Origin of the sequence: Shewanella sp. Isolate8, from assembly GCF_022398495.1 — a bacterium.
Classification (GTDB): Bacteria; Pseudomonadota; Gammaproteobacteria; order Enterobacterales; family Shewanellaceae; genus Shewanella; species Shewanella aquimarina.
The window spans coordinates 276,135-298,401 of the sequence record NZ_JAKEVI010000002.1 but is presented as its reverse complement, the minus strand read 5'-3'; the positions used below and the strand labels follow the sequence as shown (position 1 = coordinate 298,401).

Below are 22,267 nucleotides of genomic sequence, written 5' to 3'. Positions count from 1 at the left end.
GTTAGGCGTCCTCGTTCGGGGTAACGTCCAGCAGCAGGGCGCCGTCGCTCACTAGCTCACCTGGCTGGAAGAAGAAGGCGGCAACCTTGCCGTCAAACGGCGCTTCGATGGTGTATTCCATCTTCATCGCTTCCATCACCATCAGCCCCTGACCCGCCTCGACCTCATCGCCCACCTCGACCAGGTGAGTGACGATAGTGCCGTTCATCGGCGCCTTGAGCTTATCTTCGCTGCTGGCCTGATCTTCCACGACCTCTGTCTGCAGGGCGCGGAAGTGATAGCTGCCGCTTGGCAGGAAGAGGGTGAAGTCGTCGCCTTCACGACTGACGGGGATCTTGCTCTTGTGGCCGTTGATCTCGGCGTGCAGCAGATCTTGCTTTAGCTCACCGCTCAGGGTCAGTTGCTGCTCGTTGAGGCTGAGGTAGTAGCAATCGCCCACTTGGCTCAGGGTCAGGTGTTGGATCTCATGTTGGTCATCCAGCAGAGAGAGCTGATGTACGCCGCTGCGGTTGAGTCTGAAGCCGCTGACCTGCCCCCAAGGCGAATAAGGGTCGTGGCTGTTGGTCGCGGTGAGCTTGGCCTGCTCCTTCTGGGCACACAGATGATAGAGGGCGGCGAAGGCCAGGGCGCCATTTTGCTCGCTGCTGTTGTCGCCATCTAGGTTGGCACCAATCAGGGTGTCGCCATAACGCTCGATAAAGTCTGTGCTGAAATCGGCCTGGGCGAAGGCCTGATGTTCGGCGATGTTGGCCAGGAACTCTATGTTGTGTTTCAGGCCACTGATCTGATAAGACTCCAGGGCGTGCACCAGGCGCTGCAGGGCGCGGGGACGCGACTCGTCCCAGACGATCAGCTTGGCGATCATAGGGTCGTAGAAGTTGCTGATCACATCGTTTTCGCGGATGCCGGAATCGATGCGCACATAACGGTTCTGTTCGGGTTCGCGCAGGAAGTTGAGCTTGCCGCTGGCGGGCAGAAATTCGTTTTGCGGATCTTCGGCGTAGATACGCACCTCGAAGGAGTGGCCGTGAATGCGCACATCTTCCTGGCGCAGTGGCAGCTCGCTGCCGCTGGCGACCATCAGCTGCCATTTCACCAAGTCCTGGCCGGTCACCATCTCGGTGACGGGATGCTCTACCTGCAGACGCGTGTTCATCTCCATGAAGTAGAAGCAGTCGGCTTCGTCGCTGGCATGGGTGTCGAGCAGAAACTCCACGGTACCCGCGCCCACATAGTCGATTGCCTTGGCGGCGGCGACGGCGGCTTCACCCATGGCGCGGCGCAGGCTGTCGGACAGACCCGGCGCCGGTGCCTCTTCAACCACCTTCTGGTGACGACGCTGAATGGAGCAGTCGCGATCCGACAGATAGATGCAGTTGCCCTGGGTATCGGCAAATACCTGCACCTCGACGTGACGAGGCTGTCTCAGATAACGCTCGATCAGCAGCTTGTCGTTGCCAAAAGATGAGGCCGCCTCGCGGCGCGCCGAGTTGATTGCTTCCAGGGCTTCAGACTCGGACTCGACGATACGCATCCCCTTACCACCACCGCCGTAGGCGGCCTTAATCAGTTGAGGGAAGCCAATTTCTTTAGAGGCCTTGAGCAGCACTTCGTCGCTCTGGTCGTCGCCGTGATAGCCCGGCACCAGAGGCACATTGGCCTTTTCCATGATGATCTTGGCGGCGCTCTTGCTGCCCATGGCATCGATTGCATCGGCGCTTGGGCCGACGAAGGCGATACCGGCCTGCTCACACTGGCGGGCAAAATCGGCGTTTTCCGACAGGAAGCCGTAGCCAGGGTGGATCGCCTGGGCGCCGCTGCGCTTGGCGATCTCAAGGATTAATTCGCCCTTGAGGTAGGACTCGCTTGGGGCGCTGCCGCCCAGATAGAAGGACTCGTCGGCCATGGCTACATGGCGGGCGTCCTTGTCGGCGTCTGAGTAGAGGGCGACGGTTTTGATGCCCATGACCTGTGCGGTCTTGATGATTCTGCAGGCGATTTCGCCGCGGTTGGCGATCAGTAATTTGGTAAACATGTTAGCGAGCTCCCCGAACTGGTAGGGCAATAGGGTCTAAGATGATCTCTGTGTTCATTAGGCGTTCCACCTTGGGCTTCTCTTCTCGAAGAAGGCGTTAAGCCCCTCCTGGCCCTCGTCTGAGACGCGGATGCGGGCGATACGCTCGCTGGTGTAGGCCAGGGTCTCCTGGTCGATCACACCATCTTCCAGGCGTGACAGCAGGGTCTTGACCCAGGCCATGCCCTGAGGGCTGTTGCCCTTGAGCGCCGTGATGATGGGCGCGCTGGCGCTATCGAGATCATCGTTAATCTCATGGATCACATTGAGCTTGAGCGCGGTTTCGGCGTCGAAGCGCTCGGCGGTCAGCATGTAGCGGCGCGAGGCGCGCTGGCCCATGGCACGTACCACATAGGGGCTGATCACCGCCGGGATAAGCCCTAGCTTGACCTCGCTCAGGCAGAAGCTGGCGCGGCTATCGGCGATGGCGATATCGCTGGCACAGATAAGTCCAAGGGCGCCGCCGAAGGCTGCCCCTTGTACCAAGGCCAGGGTCGGCTTGGGGAACTTGTCCAGCTTATGCATCAGGGTCGCCAGCTCGTTGGCGTCATTCAGGTTCTGCTCGAAATCCATCTTGGCCTGCTTGCGCATCCAGTTGAGATCGGCGCCAGCGCTGAAGTTACGGCCGTTGGCCTTAAGCACCAGCAGCTGACAGCTGTCGTCATTGGCGAACAGGTCGAGGGCGGCGATCATCTCAGCGATCATCACCTCATCGAAGGCGTTATGTTTGTCGGCGCGGTCAAGCACCATCTCGCCGACCCCGTCGCTTAGGGCGCAGCTTAAGTATTCAAATTCTTGCGTAATCGTTTGGCTTGTCATGGGTATCCTTCCTTGCCTCTGCGTTATCGATTGCTGACTGAGCGGCGCATTACATGCGGAACACGCCAAACTTAGTCTCTTCAATTGGCGCATTGAGCGCCGCAGAGAGGGCCAGGCCGACTACGTCACGGGTCTGGGCCGGATCGATAATGCCATCGTCCCACAGACGAGCGCTGGCATGATAAGGATGTCCCTCCTTGTCATATTGAGCCACGATAGGGGCGCGGAAGGCGGCCTCATCTTCGGCCGGCCAGTCCACTCCTTTACGGGCTAGACCATCGCGGCGCACGGTCGCCAGTACGCCGGCTGCTTGCTCGCCACCCATGACCGAGATGCGGGCGTTAGGCCACATCCACATCATGGTCGGTTCGAAGGCGCGGCCACACATGCCGTAGTTACCGGCGCCATAAGAGCCGCCGATGATCACGGTAAACTTAGGCACGGTGGCGCAGGAAACCGCGGTCACCATCTTGGCGCCATGCTTGGCGATCCCTTCATGCTCATACTTCTTACCCACCATGAAGCCGGTGATGTTTTGCAGGAACAGCAGTGGGATCTTGCGCTGGCAGCAGAGCTCGATAAAGTGGGCGCCCTTCTGCGCCGACTCGGAGAAGAGGATGCCGTTGTTGGCGACGATGCCGACTGGGTAGCCGTGGATGCGGGCGAAGCCACATACCAGGGTCGCGCCATAGTTGGCCTTAAACTCATCGAAGTCTGAGTCATCGACGATACGAGCGATCACCTCTTTGACATCGAATGGCTTCTTCAGATCTGTGCCGACTATGCCGTAGAGCTCGTTGATATCGAACTTAGGCGGTTTCGCCGGGCTCAGCAGGCTGGCGATCTGCTTGTTATGGTTGAGGCGAGTCACCGACTTGCGCGCCAGCTCAAGCGCGTGTTCATCGTTCTGCGCCATATGGTCGGCTACGCCCGAGATCTTAGTATGTACCTCGGCGCCGCCCAGCTCTTCGGCCGAGACCTCTTCGCCTGTAGCGGCCTTCACCAATGGTGGGCCCGCCAGGAAGATGGTGCCCTGTTCCTTGACGATGATCGACTCATCGGCCATGGCGGGCACATAGGCGCCGCCCGCGGTACACAGACCCATCACCACGGCGATCTGTGGGATGCCCTTGGAGGACATCTTGGCCTGGTTATAGAAGATGCGACCGAAATGGTCTCTGTCGGGGAAGACCTCATCCTGGCGTGGCAGGTTAGCCCCGCCCGAGTCCACCAGATAGATGCAGGGCAGGTGACAGCGCTCGGCGATCTCCTGGGCGCGAAGGTGTTTCTTCACCGTCAGCGGATAGTAGGTTCCGCCCTTCACCGTGGCGTCGTTGGCGATGATCATGCACTCGACACCGCTGACGCGGCCGATACCGGCGATAATGCCCGCGGCCGGTACCACGTCGTCATAGACCTGGTAGGCGGCAAACTGGGAGATCTCCAGAAACGGCGAGCCGGGATCCAGTAGCTTCTCGACACGCTGACGTGGCGACAGCTTGCCACGGGAGAGATGGCGCTCCATGGCGACGGCGCCACCGCCTTGTTCGATTTCAGACAGTTTTAACTTGAGATCGGCGACCACCTGGCTCATCTGTTGATGCTTGGCCTTAAACTCGTCGCTGCGGGGATTGATTTGACTGCTCAGTTGCGTCACGGCTTGGTTCCTTTTAAGACTGTGGTGAACGGGAAGTGGCGATTGCCCGCCCTGGGCCGGATTAGCTCCGGCCCGTTTTACGCATTCGACTATTTCGACTCGTTGAACAGCTCGCGGCCGATCAGCATGCGACGGATCTCTGAGGTACCGGCGCCAATCTCATAAAGCTTGGCATCGCGCAGCAGGCGACCCGTGGCGTATTCGTTAACATAGCCGTTGCCGCCTAGCAGCTGGATGGCATCCAGGGCCATCTTGGTAGCCAGCTCCGCGCTATAAAGGATGGCGCCGGCGGCGTCTTTACGTGTGGTCTCGCCGCGATCGCATGACTTGGCCACGTTATAGACGTAAGACTTGGCGGCGTTCATGCCTGTGTACATGTCGGCAAGCTTGCCCTGTACCAGCTGGAACTGACCGATAGACTTGCCAAACTGCTCACGCTCGTGAATGTAAGGCACCACGATATCCATACAGGCGGTCATGATCCCAAGTGGGCCGCCAGAGAGCACTACGCGTTCATAATCCAGGCCGCTCATCAGCACCTTAACGCCGTTGTTGAGACCGCCTAGGATGTTCTCTTCAGGCACTTCGCAATCTTTGAACACTAGCTCACAGGTGTTAGAGCCACGCATGCCCAGCTTGTCCAGCTTCTGCGCCTGGCTGAAGCCCTTAAAGCCACGCTCGACGATGAAGGCGGTGATACCGTGTGGCCCCTTGTCCATGTCTGTCTTGGCGTAGATCACATAGGTGTCGGCGTCCGGGCCGTTGGTGATCCACATCTTGTTGCCGTTGAGGATATAACGGTCCCCCTCTTTACGGGCGCTCAGCTTCATGGAGACAACGTCCGAACCTGCGTTAGGCTCACTCATCGCCAGGGCGCCGATATGCTCGCCGCTCACCAGCTTAGGCAGGTACTTGGCCTTCTGTTCGCTATTACCGTTACGGTTGATCTGGTTAACACACAGGTTGGAGTGGGCACCATAACTCAGGCCGATAGAGGCCGAGGCGCGAGAGATCTCCTCCATGGCGACCACGTGGGCCAGGTAGCCCATGTCGGCGCCGCCAAACTCTTCGGGGACGGTGACCCCGAGTAGTCCCATCTCGCCCAGTACGGGCCATAGCTCGTTAGGGAAGGCGTTTTCCTGATCCACCTTGGCGGCGATAGGAGCGATTTCATTGGCGGCGAAGCTACGCACTGCATCACGCAGCATGTCGACATCTTCACCGAGGCCGAAGTTGAGAGAAGAGTAGAGTTGAGTCATGGTTTTATCCTACAGGTCTTATGCTTTTATAATTTTTTTAGTCAGGCTTCCTAGCCTGGCTTGTGTCTAATTTGTTGCTGTGTTAATTCGATATGGTCCTTGCTACCCCCTAGGTGTTCTGTTGCTGCTCCAGGGCGGCGCGGCACTGCTGCTCGGCAGAGTTAAGCTCCATCAAGACCACCTTGATGTCGTCCATCTGCTGCTGCAGGGCCGATTTTTTCTCTTCCACCAACTCCAGCATGGTATGTAGCTGAGTGCTGCTGTTTTTGTCGGCATCGTAGAGCTCGAATAAGCGGCGGGTTTCGGCGAGCGAGAAGCCCAGGCGCTTACCCCGTAAGATCAGCTTGAGGCGCACGCGATCTTTCAGGCCATAGATGCGGGTTTGCCCACGGCGCTTGGGTTTGAGCAGCCCCTGATCTTCGTAGAAGCGGATACTACGTGTGGTAATATCGAACTCCTTAGACAGGTCGCTGATGGAGTAGGTGGTCTGTGGACTGTGTTTGTCGCTCATCGAAAAAATACCATATTGATTAACTTTTCTAGCACGATATATGAAGTTTACGTAAAGGTAAAGATTTTAGGTGGTCTGATCGGCGTGTTTGGCTGTAAAAATCTCAGCAATAAGTGGTGAAATAACCACCAGTCCTGGGTTTGCGGATAGGTTAGGCAAAGGTCTAATGGGAAAAGTGTCACTTGCCTCCATAATGTGATCTATGGCGCATAAGCCAAATCGTTTGGAAGGGGAAGCCGATATGTCGACCGTGAGTGGCGGGCGCATGTCATTCGGAGAAGATCACATGAAGGATTTGCATAATCAGTTACACCAGGAATCTATCGATAATCCCAATGCCTTCTGGGGCGAGGCCGCCGGGGCCTTAACCTGGGACAAGCCGTTTGAGCGGGTACTCGATGACAGTCAGGCACCTATGTATCGCTGGTTCAGCGGCGGTCAGCTCAATACCTGTTACAACGCGGTCGACAGACACGTCGAGGCCGGGCGCGGCGATCAGGTGGCGATTCAATATGTGAGCCCGATAACGGGCACAGAATATGGGATCACCTACAACGAGTTGCAGGCACAGGTGAGCCGACTGGCCGGCTACATGGCCAGCCAGGGCGTGGTCAAAGGCGACAGGGTGATCATCTATATGCCCATGGTGCCAGAGACCGCCTATGCCATGCTGGCCTGTGCGCGACTCGGCGCGATTCACTCAGTAGTGTTCGGCGGTTTCGCCGCCAACGAGCTAGCGACCCGCATCGAGGATGCCAAGCCTAAGATGATCCTCTCTGCCTCTTGCGGTGTCGAGCCCTCTGGCGTGGTGGCCTACAAGCCGCTGCTGGATGATGCGCTCGAGCAGGCCGCTCACAAGGTGGATCAGTGCGTGATCCTCAACCGTCCTCAGCTGCAGGCCGAGCTGCTCGATGGCCGCGACGTCGATTGGCAGAGCGCGATGGCCGATGCGCCGAATATCGATTGCCAGAAGGTCGAGGCGACCGATCCTCTCTATATCCTCTATACCTCGGGTACCACGGGCCAGCCCAAAGGCGTGGTGCGCGACAACGGCGGCCATGCCGTGGCCCTCGCCTGGTCGATGAAGCATGTCTATGATATCGATGTCGGCGACGTGTTCTGGGCCGCCTCGGATGTGGGCTGGGTGGTTGGTCACTCCTACATCGTCTACGGCCCCTTATTGGTGGGCGCAACAACTGTGCTGTTCGAGGGCAAGCCGGTGGGCACGCCAGATCCCGGCATCTTCTGGCGTACCATAGCCAAATATGGGGTGAAGAGTTTCTTCACCGCGCCGACGGCGATCCGCGCCATCAAACGTGACGATCCCGAAGGTGGTTACCTGAAGGATGTGGATCTTAGCTGTCTGGGCACCCTGTTCCTCGCCGGTGAACGCTGCGATCCCGATACCCTGCACTGGGCCGAGCAGCAGCTGAATAAGCCGGTGATCGACCACTGGTGGCAGACAGAAACCGGCTGGCCTGTGGCCGCCAACCTGATGGGCACGGCGCCCGTGCCGGTCAAGGCGGGCTCGCCAGCCAAGGCGGTACCCGGCTATGACGTGCAGGTACTCGATGAGATGGGCGATAGTGTCGCGCCGGATCAGTCGGGTAACGTGGTGATCAAGCTGCCACTGCCGCCGGGCACACTAGCGACCCTGTGGCAAAACGAGGGGCGCTATAAAGAGAGCTACCTCTCCATGTATCCAGGTTATTACCTCACAGGGGATGCGGGCTACATGGATGAAGATGGCTATCTCTATATCATGAGCCGCATCGATGACATCATTAATGTGGCCGGTCACCGTTTATCGACCGGACGCTTCGAAGAGGTGCTGTGTCAGCATGAGGCGGTGGCCGAGGCGGCGGTGATTGGTGTCGACGATAAGCTCAAGGGGCAGGTGCCGCTGGGTCTGGTGGTGCTCAAGAAAGGTTGCGATCTCAGCGACGAGCAACTCTACAAGGAGCTCATCGCCCTTGTACGTGAGCAGATTGGCCCTGTGGCGGCCTTTAAGCTGGTGAGCGCCGTGCCTAAGCTGCCTAAGACACGCTCGGGTAAGATCTTGCGCGGCACCATGCGTAAGATTGCCGATAACCAGAGCTTCAAGATGCCGGCGACGATCGAAGATCCCTATACACTCGAGTTGGTGCGTAATGCCCTGACCCGCATGGGGTATGCCGACGCCCACGTCTAGTATCGCTTTTAGCTTGCTATTAAAAAAGGGCCTTAGGGCCCTTTTTGTTTTTCAGGTCAGCTTACAGCTTGAAGGTCTCTATCCTGGCCTTGAGGTTGTGGGCCAGGCTACTTATCTCCTGACAGGCGATGGCGGTCTGTGACGAGGCTTCGGTCATCTCGGTAGAGACATTATTGATATGATCCACGCTGCGGTTGAGTTCCTCGGAGACCGCATTTTGCTCGCTACAGGCGGTGGCGATCTGGGTGCTCATCTGGGCGATATTTTCCACCGAATGTTCTATCTCGCCTATCTGACTTCCCGCCGCATTCACCTGCTCGACACACTGGGCGATGCCGGTTTGGCACTCCTGACTCGAGTGACCTATCTTGCTGCTGTTCTCCTGTAGTTGATTGACGATATCCACGATCTGCGCGGTAGAGTCCTGGGTGCGCTGCGCCAGGGATCTCACCTCGTCGGCCACCACGGCGAAGCCGCGACCCTGCTCGCCGGCGCGAGCCGCCTCGATGGCGGCGTTGAGGGCCAGCAGGTTGGTCTGCTCGGCGATGCCACGGATCACATCCACCACCATGTTGATGTTGTTGGAGCTGGATTCTAACTCGTGAGCCAGCAGGTCCGACTCCTGAATCGTCTGGGAGACACGCTCGATCACCGCTATGGTCTGGGCCAGCGTCTCTGTGCCTTGTTTGGCGATCTCTGTGGCCGAATAGGCCGAGGTCGCACCGTTTTCGGTATTTTGCGCCACTTCACCCACGGCGGCCTGCATCTGGGTCATGGCCGAGGCGACCGAGCTCAGTTCCAGCTGCTGATTCTGCATGCTGGAGGCATTCTGCGCCGAGATGGCGCTCACCTCTTCGACGGCGGCGGTTAGCTGTATGGTGGAGTCGTTGATCTCTGAGACCAGGGCATGCAGATTCGCCTGCATGGTGACTAGCTCGCGCAGCAGGGTGCCTAGCTCATCCTGGGTCAGGGCCTCCTCGTCGATGGCGTTGGTGAGTTGTCCCTTGGCAATATTGGCCGCAAAGGCCAGCGCCCGGTCGATGGGGCGGCAGATGGCGCGTGATAGCAGGGTGGAGGCGAGGGCGATCACTATGATGATCACCAGCGCGCCTATGCCGGCGCTATATTGGGTCGATAGCGCCTCATCGTGCACATTTAAGCCTATCTGCTTGACCAGTTCATCGTTGAGTCCCAGGGTGTCGTCCAGGCTGCTCAGCGCCTTGGAGTAGGTGCCGAAACTCGCCAGCACCACCTGGTTGGCCTTGTCGGCATCCCCCTGATTGAGCAGGCCGTTATAGGCGCTGGTCTCCTGTATGTACTGATTCCAGGTGTCTTTGAATACCTTAAAGGATTGCCTCTCTTCGGCGTTGAGCTCCAGGGCCTCATAGGCGGAAATGCCCGCCTGAACATCGGCGCGCCATCTGTCCAGATCTTGCAGCCACTGGCCTATCTTAGGGTTGTCGCTGTTGGGAAGCAGGGAGAACTCATCTTTGCGGACCTTGGTAATGTCCACCTGGATCCCCTTGAGAATGGCGACCGAGGGCAGACTCTTATCGGTCAAGGTGCGAATGTTCTGATTTAATGTCGATAGACTTAACATCAATAACATGGCAACCAGGATGAAGACGATAAACACGGCCAGATAACTTGCCCATATCTTCTTGACCACACTCAAGTCTCTAATATTCATAAGCTTCCCCATAAAGTACTTGCCAAAAGACCAATATCTATTAACTATAGCGGCATTCTTGGCATGTCTGATGACCAATTAGCTGTAAATTATAGCTTTTATTTTTTGAATGGCTGCGACCTGCCTAATAGAGAGAAATGACAGAGGAAAAAGGACTACTTTTGGGGTCAGGGAGTTGGAGTAAAAGGATGATGAAACCTAAGCGCTTGCTGGTGGGCCTGGTCGTGGTGACCCTATTGGGTCTGGGCTACCAGGTGGCGAGTGAGCTGACGAAGGACTATGTCGAGTTAGACGCATTAGAGAAGGTGAACGGTCGCTTTCACCTGCGCGACGAGGCCGAGCCCTATAGCGGTAAGGCGAAGTATTTCGCCGAAGAGGGGTGGCTGAAGCAACAAGCCACCCTGCATCAGGGCAAACTTAACGGCGAGCTGGTGAGCTTCTATGAAACTGGCGCTATCGAAGTAGTCGAGCCCTATGTCGACGGCCAGTTAGAGGGGGTGACCCGGGTCTATCTGGAGGATGGCACCCTGAATAAGACCATCCCTTATCACAATGGACTGAAAGAGGGGACAGAAGCGCACTATGGTTTCCAAGGAGGCCTGCTGTCTAAGTCTATCGAGTATCGCCAGGGCAAGCGCAACGGCTGGAGCACCAGTTATTGGGATCCAGACAGGCTGCGCAACCGCATCCATTATGTGGACGACCTGCGCGACGGCCTGTGGCAGCAATATAGCTTCGGCAAGGTGGTGATCGAGGGCCCTATGGTGAAGGATAAGGAAGAGGGCGAGTGGCGCTCCTATTTTCAGGACACCGATATCTTGAAGGGGATAGCTCACTTCAAGGCCGGAAAGCTGCACGGAGAGGTGATCGAGTTCTATCAAAATGGCGCCAAGGAGTGCATCGAATATTATGACTCGGGTAGTAAGATGGGGACCTGGACACGCTTCTATGCTGATAACAGCCCAGAGCAGGTAAAGAACTACCGCGACAACCAGTTAGATGGCAGCTACCGCAAGTATCACCGTGGTGGCAAGCTTGCCGAGGAAGGACAATACCAAGATGGCGAGAAGGTAGGCGTGTGGCGCCGATTCAGCCCAGATGGTCGGCTCATCTCTGTGGGTGAGGAGCCAAAGGCGCGGCTTGAAGCGGACAGTGCTCAGAACTCAGTTCCCAGAGCCCAGAGCAAGGAGTAAGGGGCAAGGAAATAAGGTGTAAGGAATTCAGGAGAAGGAGTTAAAGTATGCAAGTCGTTTTTACCAAGGGAGATGGACGCTACGGCAGGCTAACTTGCATTAGACAGGATGCCAGTCGCACCGAGACGCAGATGCCAGAGCAGGGCATAGCGCCCCATGACATGATCCACTACGTGGTGGAGAAGACCCTGGCGATCCCTGGTGCCTTCTATGGTCAGCTAAAGGCCGGGGCGAATATAAGTTTCACCCTGGAGCATAACCAGCTGTCGCGTCAGGTAGCCGATAAGACCCAGGTGTGGCAGACGGAGTCTATGGTAGAGTCATTGCAGTCGCTCTACTGGTCTCAGGAGCTTAATTTCGAGGCCTTCAGCTATCTGCTCGCCCAGAGCTGTGAGCAGCGCGGACTAGTTATCCCTCAGGTGAGTGAGCATGAGTTCGAGCAGATGCTAGCGAGCATCACACAGCTCTCGACTCAGTGGCAATCCTTGGCGGCCGGACAGAGCATCACACTGGTGTTTTAACCGTACAGTGTTAGCCGCACAGCTTTAACCGCACAGTTTTAATTATTAGTTAGAGATAAACATAGTGATTAGGGCCTTGGGCAGAGTTAGGTAAGTCAAGGGCTCGAATTGGAAGTCGGTGCATGCGCTTGTTCGGCCGGTGACTAAGCCTGTGACTCAGCCGGAGACTAAGTCAGAGACTCGGCCGGTGGCAGAACCGGAGACTGGGCCGGTGACTAAGCCAGTGACTTTGCCATTGATATAGCACTTTGAGCTGTCGTATGCTGAGGCGGTCAACTATTTTCAAGAGGCTATGGAAATGAAGAGTCAGTATTTAGGGATAGTGCTATTGGTCATAGGCGTGGCCTTAGCCTGGTGGGGATATAACATCTACGACTCCACCAGTTCGCAGATCTCCCGTGCGATTAGTGGCGATACGCCGATAGAGGCGTGGGCGGGTATGGTTGGCGGTGCCATCTGTGTCTTGATAGGTCTGCTGAAATTAAAGTAGCGGCTATCACTCTCGCATAGACGAGGGCTGCTTTTTCCGTTATAAAAAAACCGGCTCAGCGAGCCGGTTTTTTCGATAGGCTAGGCGATATTTAAGCCAGCTTGACTACCATCTTACCGCGGTTCTTGCCTTCGAACAGGCCGATGAAGGCCGCGGGGGCATTCTCTAGTCCTTCATATATGGTCTGCTCGGCTTTGACCTTGCCGTTGGCCAGCCACTCACTCATCTGCTTGGCGAACTCGCCATAGTGTTGCCAGTGCTCGAACACGATAAAGCCTTCCACTCTCAGCTTCTTCATGATGATGTAGGCCAGGTTGCTTGGGCCAGGCGTCGGTGCTGTATCGTTGTACTGGGCAATCATGCCGCATACGGCGATACGGCCATGGTCGTTCATGTTATCCAGCGCCGCAGCCAGATGCTCGCCGCCTACGTTTTCAAAGTAAACATCGACCCCTTGAGGGGCGGCGGCTTTAAGTGCCTGGCTCAGGTTAGGCGTCGTCTTGTAGTTGATCACCTGTTCGATTCCCATCGCCTTGAGCGCCTCGGCCTTCTCATCCGAACCCACGGAGGCAACAACCTTGGCACCCATCAGAAGCCCTAGCTGACAGGCGACGCTGCCCACCGCGCCCGAGGCCGCCGAGACAAACAGGGTCTCACCGGCTTTTAGCTGGGCGATACGGTTAAGGCCTGTCCAGGCCGTCATGCCCGGCATGCCCAGGACGCCGAGAAAATGAGATTCTGACAGGGGCGTATCCGGTAGCAGGGTGTGATCCGTACCATCTGTAACATAGTGGCTGCGCCAGCCTTTCATGCTGCTCACCTTGCTGCCCACGGGAAAGCCTTCATGGTTCGATTCGATCACCTCACCAATGGCGCCACCTTCCAATGCTTCACCCAGCGCGAACGGAGCGATGTAACTCTCTCTATCGATCATTCGGCCGCGCATATAAGGGTCGACCGACATCCATAGGTTCTTGACTAAAAACTCGCCTGGCTTGAGCGGCGGTAACTCAAGTTGTTTCAGGCTGAAGTTGGCTTGAGTCGGCATGCCTTCAGGGCGGCTGGCCAGTATTATCTCTTGTGCTTGCATTAAGTTGTCCTCTTTTGCTTTGCGCGCTAACTAATTGTGTTAGACTCTACAAATAAATTGAGCGCAATGCAAATACTTTGTGCGCAAAGTAATGAGTTTTGATGTCAGCGTATCCTGCGTCAATTCTGTTAAGATAGATGACCTGAAGTGAGGCGACCGATTGCTAGAATGAGCAACGCCTTGAAAGTGCTTTGAAAAGTGTCCGGTAAGATGAAGAGTAAGCAGATGAGTGAAACGCAAATGATGCAAGTGACGACGGATGTCGTCGAGGGGGGAGAATGCCTGTCGGATAATGTCTGTTTCGCCCTCTATACGGCCGCCAATGCCCTGGTGCGGGCCTATCGTCCCTTGCTGCAGCAGTGCGATCTGACCTATCCACAATATCTGACCATGCAGGCACTCTGGTTAAAGGACAAGGCTAGCCTGACCGATCTGTCTCAGGCGACCCGCCTCGATCTGGGCACCTTAACCCCCATCGTCAAGCGCCTGGAGGCCAAGGGCTTGCTGGTGCGCCAGGTGGACAGTCGGGACGAGCGCAAGAAGGTGATTCAGATGACGCCCGCCGGCGAGGCGCTTAAGCAAGATGCCCTGGCGTTGAAGCAAACCTTACTGGAGAAGGTGAGTGTGTCGGATGCCGAGCTCGAACAGCTGCGGCAGATCTGCTTGACCCTGACCCAAGATCTTAATCTACGCGAGTGAACCTCTTAATGTATAAGGGCTTTGTGGCCCTTTGCGCTTAAAAGGAAACACTGTTCTGTCAGGCGGTCAGTCATCGCCGAGTTTTTCTAGTAATTAACTTACCAGTTTTTGTATAATCGCGACCAATTTCGTGCCTATCGACTATGTGGCTCGCAGTTGAAGCAATAGAGCGATTTAAGCTCATGATTTGACTCAGATAGTCCAGACTATAATAAAAGATAGGTGTAGACAATCTCAGTTTCCCATGGGGAAAAATCTCATGCAAAATCACTCAGACCTCCTCGACATAGGCGTGATAGGCCTTGGCGTCATGGGCAAGAACCTGGCGCTCAACATTGCCGATAACGACTACCGCGTCGCCGCCTTCGATCTCGATAGTGCCAAGATAGATGCCTTACTGGAACAGGAGCAGAAAGAGCGTCCTGCCAATCATACACAGCGTATCGAAGGCTGTAGCAATCTTTCAGAAATGTTATCTAGTCTCGCAAAGCCGCGTGTCTTAGTTTTGTCGGTACCAGCCGGCGCGCCTGTGGATGGTGTCTGTAATGCCCTGCTGCAGGCCGGTATTGAGCAGGATGATATCGTGGTGGATACAGGCAACAGCCTGTGGACAGATACGGTAGAGCGTGAAGCCCAATATCAAGGCAAGTTTATCTTCTTCAGCTGCGCCATCTCTGGTGGTGAGATGGGGGCTCGCTTCGGCCCCTCTTTGATGCCAAGCGGCGACATCAAGGCCTGGGATCGTATCAAGCCCATCTGGGAGGCGATCGCCGCCAAGGTGGATCCCGACACTGGCCTGCCCATAGAGCGTCAGGAGCCAGGAAACCCAGTGACCGAGGGCGAGCCCTGCACCACCTACATAGGTCCTGCAGGCGCCGGTCACTACGTGAAGATGGTGCATAATGGCATCGAATACGCCGACATGCAGCTGATCTGCGAGGCCTATCAGCTGCTCAGCGATGGCTTGGGGCTTAGCGCCCGTGAGGTGGGGGAGATCTTCGCCCGCTGGAATCAGGGTAGCCTCAACAGCTACCTGATGGAGATCAGCGCCGAGGTGCTTTCTCAGGCCGACCCGCTTACGGGCAAGCCCCTGGTTGAGATGATCTTGGATAAGGCGGGTCAGAAAGGCACAGGCCTGTGGACCGCGGTCAGCAGCCTACAGATCGGCTGCCCGGCACCGACCATAGCCGAAGCCGTCTATGCCAGGGCGGTCAGTACCCAGAAACATCAGCGTCAGCAGCTGAGTCTGCTGCTCGCAGGCCCCCAGCCGCTTGAACTCGGCGAGGATGAGCGCGGCGCCTTTATCGACGAGCTCGAAAACGCCCTCTACTGTGCAAAGATCGCCTGCTATGCCCAGGGTTTTCAGCTGATGGCGATGAACGCTCAGGAGCGTGGCTGGCAGCTGGATTTTGCCGAAATTGCCAAGATCTGGCGCGCCGGCTGTATTATTCGCGCGACCTTCCTACAGTCCATCACCCAGGCTTACCAAGAGGCGCAGCGGGTGGGTCAACCCCTGGATAATCTCCTGATGGCGGAGACCTTTAGCCTGGCCCTGTCGGCCAAGCAGCAAGATTGGCGCCGCGCGGTGGCAAGAGCCATCATGAGCGGTGTCCCCGTGCCTTGTATCGGCTCGGCGTTGGCCTATTACGACAGCTACCGTAGCGAGACACTGCCGGCTAACCTGCTGCAGGGACAGCGGGACTTCTTCGGTGCCCATACCTTCGAGCGTATCGATAAGCCTGCGGGGGAGAAATATCACCTCAACTGGAGCCTGAGCGATCGCACTCTAGAGAAGCTCTGATTGCTGCTGACAATAAAAAACCGCTACTCGTTAGCGGTTTTTTTATCTCCAAAGTGTGCCCTGGTTTCGGTTAGCCCTGACAGCCGCCGCTCTCGTAGCAGCTTGGCTTACGGGGACAGCTGGCGCCGCGGGCGCAGATGAGCCTGGCCTCGCTGTCGATGCCCCGCTCGACCCAGTTGATGTTGAGGATCTTGGCGACGCGTTTAATATCTGTCTTGATATTGCTCGGCAGCGGCGCTGAGCCCCCCTTGTCGACACAGACCTCCTTGAGCTGCTGAGCCACCTGATTGGCGTCACCGCCCTGGGCCTGGATGGCCGGGTTGAGGTCGATACCGGCGCAGAGCACATGGGGATTACCCGCCAGATCTTTCACCCTAATCGATTCGCAGCAGTAGATCTTAGGCTCGTTACCCACATCTAAGATGGAGATCTGCGCCGAAGAGCCCTGGGTCGAGGCGTTGATCATCCTAAATACCGCCCAGTGTTGGCAGGGATCTTCCACCTGGCGCATGTTGCCCCAGGGCAGGGGGATGCCGTTGCCGCGGTACACCGCCTTGAGTTTACCGGGCGAGTAGGCGTCGAAGTAGTGCCAGTGACTGTAGGGCGAGACCGCCGTCATGCGGCGCATGGCCACCGAGGGGGAGACATCCACCAACTTGGCCACATCTATCTCGTAGCCGTGGCGGTCCAGTAGCTGTCTGAAGGGCACCTTAGGACAGAGCAGGGCGCCGGCGAAGAAGCTGGACTCGAAGTCTCGCCAGGCATGCAGGATATCCTGGGCGTCCACGGTCGATGATTGCCCATGATTGTCGGCCTCATCCACCAGGCTGGTGCCGTGGCTGCGTCCGGCCACCATGATGCTTTTCAAGCCATCTTTGTTGTGCAGAACGCTGTGGCCGATGTGAACCGCCAGATCATACTTGAGACGCCGGGTATGCTGGTTAAGCAGCTGGTTGAGACAGATCTTGTTGGGACGCTCAAAGTAGGAGGTGATGATGTGCTGTTTCCCTGCGCCAGCCTCCTCGCGGATCGCCTTGGGGGCTCGGGTAAACCACTTCACCACCAGGCCGAGGCGTTGGACGATGGCAAGCAGATCCTCGAGGCTCAGGGGCATGCGTTTCAGTCCCACCTCTTCGGCGGCGCGCTCGAGATCGGGAAAATGATTCTGATGATGCTCCTGATGGGCACGGATCAGCAGGTGGGCGAACTGCCGACCACTGATGCCGGTCTGGGACAGCATCTCAGGGATGGCGATTTGTAAAATTTCATTGGAGAACAGGAAGCTTGGCTCCAGCGCCATACCGCTTATTCCGCCGCGAGAGCCCTTGACCGGGGTAATAGCCTGCTCCTCGGGGGCATCATCGAGAAACCAATCCACCTCCTTTTGGAACACGGCGGCGATCACCGCCAGCATGCCTGCACTGGGCACCCGCTTGCCGCGTTCTATCATGGAGAGGTAGGAAACCGAGGGCGCCGAATCCGCGTCCACCCTGACACAGCGGGCCGATAGGTCTTCCATGGTTAGATTATTACGTTTCCTGAGGTTGCGTATCTTGGTACCCAGAAAATGTGACTTTCTCATCAAGCTGCTATTGGTTTTCATTTTGTAAAATTCACACTGTGAAATTTTTATTGTGAAATTGTAATAAAAAAGTCGCTAGACTACAAATTAAGCAATCGGGGGAATCATTCATCCCTAATGAGAGCCACATGACGCTGTAGGGCAATTGTCGTCAGCGAGTCAAAATTAGCGAGTACTAGAATAGCTATCACAAGCGAGAGGGATGAGGCGATGAATATACAGACACAGCAACTAGACCAGAGTATCTATAACTTCATCAAGCAGGTAATGCCTATGACACAGATTAACGGAAACAACGCACTGGCAACTCAGACACAGCAAGACGGCCTGACCTATGCCAAGCAGATATTAGATGAGTACTTTCCGCTGAGTCAGGGCTCTCACCAGGATGTGTGTAGCTATGTGATCTACTACAAGCAGCTGCTGGCCTTCTTCGCCGACGGCAGCCAGAGTGGCCTGGCACAGCCCAAGCAATTTGTGGCGCTCTCGGGTCATAAGTGTGAGCCAAGCTCACTGGTGCTGAAGAACAACGGTTTCCATATCGAGATTGCACTGGATCGCCGCGGCGAGCAGGGACGTCACGATCTGGCCGGTATCGACGACGTACAGGTCGAGGCGGCGCTGATGACAATCGTCAATAGTGAGCAGAGCCCTTGCCAGCGCACCTGGACCAGCCTAGTGACTGGACAGGCGGATCAACACTGCAAAGAGTTCACCTCCAAAGACGGCAACGAATACAGCCTCTAAAATGTGTGACGACTCGCTATAAAAAATGCCAGCAATTGCTGGCATTTTTTATACTGGCATTTTTTATAGTTGTCTTAGCTTAGATAGTGCTACTCACTTTGCCTTAGGCCAGCGCCAATCCCAGGCTGAACAACGCGCTAAAGATCACCGTCAGCTTGGCGGTACGACCCAGTAATGGGTTTAGGGCCGCCCCGGTCGTTTGACTAAATTCGCTGTTTAGCTTGCGCGCCAGAATGAGCGAAAGGCCGCCGAGCAAGACGGGCAATCCAGGAAGTAGCCCCAGTAGGAAACCGCCAATAATCAGGGCGAAAGGCAGATAGACTAAGGCCTGATACAGGACTCTGGCCTGGCCTTCACCTATCTTGACCGCCAGGGTGCGCTTGCCCGCCTTGGCATCGGTGGGGATGTCGCGGGTGTTGTTGACCAGCATCACGGCGGCGTTAAACAGGCCGATGGCGCTGCCTAAGATCCAGGCGGCGACACTGGTGTCGTGGGCCTGCAGGTAGTAGCTGCCGACCACGGCCACCAGGCCGAAGAAGACAAAGGCGGCCACTTCGCCCAGGCCGTGAGAGGCCAGCGGGTAGGGACCACCACTATAGCCAAGTGCGCCCAAAATCGAGGCGGCGGCGAGTATGGCGATGGGCCATCCACCGTGATAGATGAGTAAGGAACCCACCAATAGCGCCAGCACCAGGCAGGCGATCATGGCGTTGCGCACCTTGCTCGGGTCGAGCAGGCCACTCTGGGTGACGCGAACCGGGCCGAGTCGCTCCTCGGTGTCGATGCCACTCTTAAAATCGAAGTAGTCGTTGGCCAGGTTAACGGCGATCTGCAGCAATAGTGCGCACAACATGGAGGTGGCGGCAATTAGCCAGCTAAATTGTGTCAGTGATAGGGCGAGCGCATTGCCGACTAAGATAGGGCCAATGGCTGCGGGAAGAGTACGTGGGCGTGTCGCCAGGATCCAGGGATTCATTATCTGTGTTCGTAATTATTAGGTAGGGATTGAGTCAGGCTCGAAAATATAGCCCAAGCATAGCAAATAAGCCCAAGTCGATGAAGCGCTTGCATTAGCATTATGTGAACAGCCTCGTTTTATTTTTCCGGGATCTTTAGGATAATCCCCCAAGCCTTTAATAAACCTTAAACGCCTTGTTAAAAATTTGTGTAATTTTGACGCGGCGCACACCTTTGCTGTCTTTTTCCATCAAATCTGTTGCCAGCCTCAAAGATCTCCGGCCTGACATGTGCTGTTATAGCTGTCTGACGGTGAGATTCAGCCGGGAATGCTTTAAGCTTATCTAATTAATTTATATAGGTTTTATAAATTTAATACTTAGGTCGAATAAGGCTTTTTGGCGGCGAGAGACAAGGATCAGGATGATGCGTTTTGATGAACAGGTAGCTGTCGTCACAGGAGCTGGGGCAGGCTTAGGACGAGCCTATGCGATCGCCTTAGCCGAGCGCGGTGCGCGCTTGGCCATTATCGATTCGGGATGCGGCGATAGCCGCTGTCAGACCTATAGTGGTGCCGGCCTCAATAAGACGGCTCGTACCCTGACCGAGCTGGGCGCCGACTGCCTGAGTTTCCATATTGACGTGTGTGACAGTCAGGCGCTTCGCGAAGCGATCGAGACTGTGGTGGCGCGCTGGGGGCGCATCGATATCGCCATTAACAACGCCGGCATTCATGCGCCTGTCTCCTTCGATACCCTGAGTTTCGACCAATGGCAGCGGCAGCTGGAGGTGGATCTCAACGGCAGCTTCCATCTGACCAAGTTGGTGTGGCCCTTGATGAAGCGGCAAAACTATGGCCGCATCGTAATGACGGCAGGGGCCAGCGGCCTCTATGGCGATATGCATGAGACCCACTACAGTGCCAGCAAGATGGCCTTGGTCGGCCTGGTCAACAGCCTGGCAAAGGAGGGGCGGGACTACAATATCTCGGTCAATACCTTAGTGCCACAGGCGCTGACCGCCATGACCGAGCATCATCTCAGTCCCTTGGTGAAGCCACTGTTTAGCACCTCGTCTGTCAATGCCACGCTGCTCTATCTCTGTTCCTCTCATGCCTGTAGTGGCCAACACCTGCTTGCCGCCGCCGGTAGCGTAAGCCATGGAATGTTTGTCGAGTTTCAGCCGCTGCGAATCGTCGAAGATGATTGCAAGCCCGAGGTGATCGCCCTGCGCTGGGATGAACTTTATCGGGCGCAGCCTTGCCATTACCACGAGAGCGGCGAGGAGCAGGTGACCGCCTGGGCAAGGCGCAGCGCCGCCGAGCATCATGTCGACATCGAATAGCCGGCGGTGACAAACTGCTGCAAAAACAAACGGCAAAGATCGACAGGCCCTAGCAAGATAAGGGGAATCTAAGGTAAGCTTGACGACCAATATTGATGAGTTATCGGTGAGGTTGCATGAGTCAGGTATTAGATGATCTCTTATCCCTGTTATCGCTCGAACAGATAGAGGTCGGCCTCTATCGCGGTCAGAGCCAAGATCTGGGGTTCGGCCATGTGTTTGGCGGACAGGTCATGGGCCAGGCCCTCAGCGCAGCGGCGCAGACCGTCGACAGTGAGCGTCAGGTGCACTCCTTCCACTCCTATTTCTTGCGTGCCGGTGATGAGAAACTGCCCATCGTCTATGACGTGGAAAATATGCGTGACGGTGGCAGCTTCAGTGCCCGCCGAGTGAAGGCGATTCAGAAGGGCAGACCCATCTTCTACATGACCTGCTCCTTCCAAAAGCCCGAGCAAGGCCTAGATCACCAGAGTCAGATGCCCGATGTGCCCGGGCCAGAGGGCTTGCTTAATCAGCAGGAGCTGGCTTCGACACTCAGAGACAAGGTGCCTCGTAAGGTGCTGGAGAAGTTTATGGCGGATTCGCCGCTTGAGATGCGTCTGGTGAACCCCTGTAACCCCATGGCACCTAACCAACGCGAGCCCATCAGGCATGTGTGGATCCGTGCCAATGGTAAGGTGCCTAACGATCTCTCGGTGCACGAATATCTGCTGGCCTATGCCTCAGACTTCAATTTCCTGGTGACGGCGGCTCAGCCCCACGGCGTCTCCTTCTTAACCCCTGGCATGCGTATGGCGACCATAGATCATGCCATGTGGTTCCACCGTCCGCTGGATCTCAGCCAGTGGTTGCTCTATAGCATAGATAGCCCCAATGCCGGTGGCGGTCGTGGCTTCGTGCGCGGCGAGTTTTACACCCAGAGTGGTGAGCTGGTGGCCTCGGCGACCCAGGAAGGCTTGATTCGATTAACACAGGGATAAATGAAACAGTGAGTGAAAGGTTGAATGTGATGAAGATGAAAATGAAAGCCATATTGGCGTCTTTGCTGCTTATTTTGTTGGCGGGCTGTGTGACGGTAGAGCCCGAGCCGCCGATTTTCGTCAATGGCGCCGCCGGTTATCTGGAGAAGATCAATCTGCCCCAAGGTTGCAGCATTACCATAGCCGTGATCGATCTCGACACCCCGGGCGCCATCATCGCCCAGAAGAGCTTCGATATCGCCAGAGCCCCGGTGCCCTTTAAGTTTGCCTTCGCCCGCGAGACCATAGACAAGAGTGTCAACTATGGTGTGGTCGCCATGATCCAGTATCAGGGCAAGGTGATCTTCCAGACCTACGACAGGTTTCCGGTGATTAATAACGGCAAGTACACCACGGAAGTGGTGATGAAACTGGTCAAGTAGACCTACTTGATGAAGCGAAGGGAGCCCAAGGGCTCCTTTTTTATGGCGCGTTTTCAGCGGAGCTCATAGAGGATAGCCTTCAGGCTCGGCTTTTGAGAATAGGCTTTGTGGATGAAACTTGCGGTTAGCCTTGGCGTATAAACTTTTGTGCAGGCCTTTGCAATTGGACACCTGGTTATTTGAGCAAGGCAACTCGAACAAAGGCAATTTGAACAAGGGTAATTTGAGCAAGAGTAATTT

19 protein-coding genes are annotated in these 22,267 nt (G+C 56.2%); 10 read left to right on the top strand and 9 right to left on the bottom strand.

Annotation, left to right across the window (positions count from 1 at the left end; all coding sequences use genetic code 11):
- Position 1: 1 nt before the first annotated feature.
- The 5 genes from L1D43_RS10625 to L1D43_RS10605 all read right to left on the bottom strand — a co-directional run bounded on the left by L1D43_RS10625 (position 2) and on the right by L1D43_RS10605 (position 6,320).
- Entirely contained in the window at positions 2–2,035 is a 2,034-nt protein-coding gene (locus tag L1D43_RS10625; protein WP_239851482.1) for an acetyl/propionyl/methylcrotonyl-CoA carboxylase subunit alpha, read from the bottom strand.
- A gap of 57 nt (positions 2,036–2,092) precedes the next feature.
- Positions 2,093–2,893, bottom strand: a complete 801-nt coding sequence (locus tag L1D43_RS10620) for an enoyl-CoA hydratase-related protein (protein WP_239851481.1) — start codon at positions 2,891–2,893, stop codon at positions 2,093–2,095.
- Positions 2,894–2,942: 49 nt separating this feature from the next.
- A complete protein-coding gene (locus L1D43_RS10615; RefSeq protein ID WP_239851480.1) occupies positions 2,943–4,550 on the bottom strand; it encodes a carboxyl transferase domain-containing protein in 1,608 nt (535 codons plus the stop codon).
- Positions 4,551–4,639: 89 nt separating this feature from the next.
- Entirely contained in the window at positions 4,640–5,809 is a 1,170-nt protein-coding gene (locus L1D43_RS10610) for an isovaleryl-CoA dehydrogenase (RefSeq protein ID WP_239851478.1), read from the bottom strand.
- Positions 5,810–5,918: 109 nt separating this feature from the next.
- Positions 5,919–6,320, bottom strand: a complete 402-nt coding sequence (locus tag L1D43_RS10605; RefSeq protein WP_239851476.1) for a MerR family DNA-binding transcriptional regulator — start codon at positions 6,318–6,320, stop codon at positions 5,919–5,921.
- A 286-nt stretch (positions 6,321–6,606) separates the two neighbouring features.
- Here L1D43_RS10605 and L1D43_RS10600 point away from each other — a divergent pair, with 286 nt between their 5' ends.
- On the top strand, positions 6,607–8,511 hold the full coding sequence (locus L1D43_RS10600; RefSeq protein WP_239851474.1) for a propionyl-CoA synthetase: 1,905 nt from the start codon (positions 6,607–6,609) through the stop codon (positions 8,509–8,511).
- Between the two features lie 61 nt (positions 8,512–8,572).
- Here the strand turns inward: L1D43_RS10600 and L1D43_RS10595 are convergent, their stop codons facing one another.
- A complete protein-coding gene (locus L1D43_RS10595; protein ID WP_239851472.1) occupies positions 8,573–10,201 on the bottom strand; it encodes a methyl-accepting chemotaxis protein in 1,629 nt (542 codons plus the stop codon).
- 188 nt (positions 10,202–10,389) lie between these two features.
- Here L1D43_RS10595 and L1D43_RS10590 point away from each other — a divergent pair, with 188 nt between their 5' ends.
- From L1D43_RS10590 to L1D43_RS10580, 3 genes are all read left to right on the top strand, one after another.
- Positions 10,390–11,394: a toxin-antitoxin system YwqK family antitoxin gene (locus L1D43_RS10590; protein ID WP_239851469.1), complete on the top strand. Its 1,005-nt coding sequence runs from the start codon at positions 10,390–10,392 to the stop codon at positions 11,392–11,394.
- 47 nt (positions 11,395–11,441) lie between these two features.
- The gene (locus L1D43_RS10585) at positions 11,442–11,915 is read left to right on the top strand and encodes a cytoplasmic protein (RefSeq protein ID WP_239851467.1); all 474 of its coding nucleotides are present in this window, start codon (positions 11,442–11,444) and stop codon (positions 11,913–11,915) included.
- A gap of 298 nt (positions 11,916–12,213) precedes the next feature.
- On the top strand, positions 12,214–12,405 hold the full coding sequence (locus tag L1D43_RS10580; RefSeq protein ID WP_239851465.1) for a DUF3185 family protein: 192 nt from the start codon (positions 12,214–12,216) through the stop codon (positions 12,403–12,405).
- A 91-nt stretch (positions 12,406–12,496) separates the two neighbouring features.
- Here the strand turns inward: L1D43_RS10580 and L1D43_RS10575 are convergent, their stop codons facing one another.
- Positions 12,497–13,495, bottom strand: coding sequence for an NADP-dependent oxidoreductase (locus L1D43_RS10575; RefSeq protein WP_239851463.1), 999 nt, complete (start codon positions 13,493–13,495; stop codon positions 12,497–12,499).
- Positions 13,496–13,720: 225 nt separating this feature from the next.
- Here L1D43_RS10575 and L1D43_RS10570 point away from each other — a divergent pair, with 225 nt between their 5' ends.
- Positions 13,721–14,194: a MarR family transcriptional regulator gene (locus L1D43_RS10570; RefSeq protein WP_239851461.1), complete on the top strand. Its 474-nt coding sequence runs from the start codon at positions 13,721–13,723 to the stop codon at positions 14,192–14,194.
- A gap of 259 nt (positions 14,195–14,453) precedes the next feature.
- Positions 14,454–15,995, top strand: a complete 1,542-nt coding sequence (gene gndA, locus L1D43_RS10565; RefSeq protein WP_239851459.1) for an NADP-dependent phosphogluconate dehydrogenase — start codon at positions 14,454–14,456, stop codon at positions 15,993–15,995.
- A gap of 70 nt (positions 15,996–16,065) precedes the next feature.
- Here the strand turns inward: gndA and L1D43_RS10560 are convergent, their stop codons facing one another.
- Positions 16,066–17,598: a DUF3612 domain-containing protein gene (locus tag L1D43_RS10560; RefSeq protein ID WP_239851452.1), complete on the bottom strand. Its 1,533-nt coding sequence runs from the start codon at positions 17,596–17,598 to the stop codon at positions 16,066–16,068.
- Positions 17,599–17,787: 189 nt separating this feature from the next.
- On the opposite strand from L1D43_RS10560, the gene L1D43_RS10555 reads away from it, so the two are divergent.
- Entirely contained in the window at positions 17,788–18,324 is a 537-nt protein-coding gene (locus L1D43_RS10555) for a malate synthase (protein WP_239851451.1), read from the top strand.
- Between the two features lie 103 nt (positions 18,325–18,427).
- On the opposite strand, the gene L1D43_RS10550 is transcribed toward L1D43_RS10555, so the two are convergent.
- Positions 18,428–19,300 (bottom strand): 1,4-dihydroxy-2-naphthoate polyprenyltransferase, encoded by an 873-nt coding sequence (locus L1D43_RS10550; RefSeq protein ID WP_041509341.1) that lies wholly within the window; start codon positions 19,298–19,300, stop codon positions 18,428–18,430.
- Between the two features lie 407 nt (positions 19,301–19,707).
- On the opposite strand from L1D43_RS10550, the gene L1D43_RS10545 reads away from it, so the two are divergent.
- The 3 genes from L1D43_RS10545 to L1D43_RS10535 all read left to right on the top strand — a co-directional run bounded on the left by L1D43_RS10545 (position 19,708) and on the right by L1D43_RS10535 (position 22,027).
- A complete protein-coding gene (locus L1D43_RS10545; RefSeq protein ID WP_239851985.1) occupies positions 19,708–20,625 on the top strand; it encodes an SDR family NAD(P)-dependent oxidoreductase in 918 nt (305 codons plus the stop codon).
- A gap of 116 nt (positions 20,626–20,741) precedes the next feature.
- The gene (gene tesB / locus L1D43_RS10540; protein ID WP_160794570.1) at positions 20,742–21,605 is read left to right on the top strand and encodes an acyl-CoA thioesterase II; all 864 of its coding nucleotides are present in this window, start codon (positions 20,742–20,744) and stop codon (positions 21,603–21,605) included.
- Between the two features lie 29 nt (positions 21,606–21,634).
- Positions 21,635–22,027: a YbaY family lipoprotein gene (locus L1D43_RS10535; RefSeq protein ID WP_041509552.1), complete on the top strand. Its 393-nt coding sequence runs from the start codon at positions 21,635–21,637 to the stop codon at positions 22,025–22,027.
- Positions 22,028–22,267: the final 240 nt, after the last annotated feature.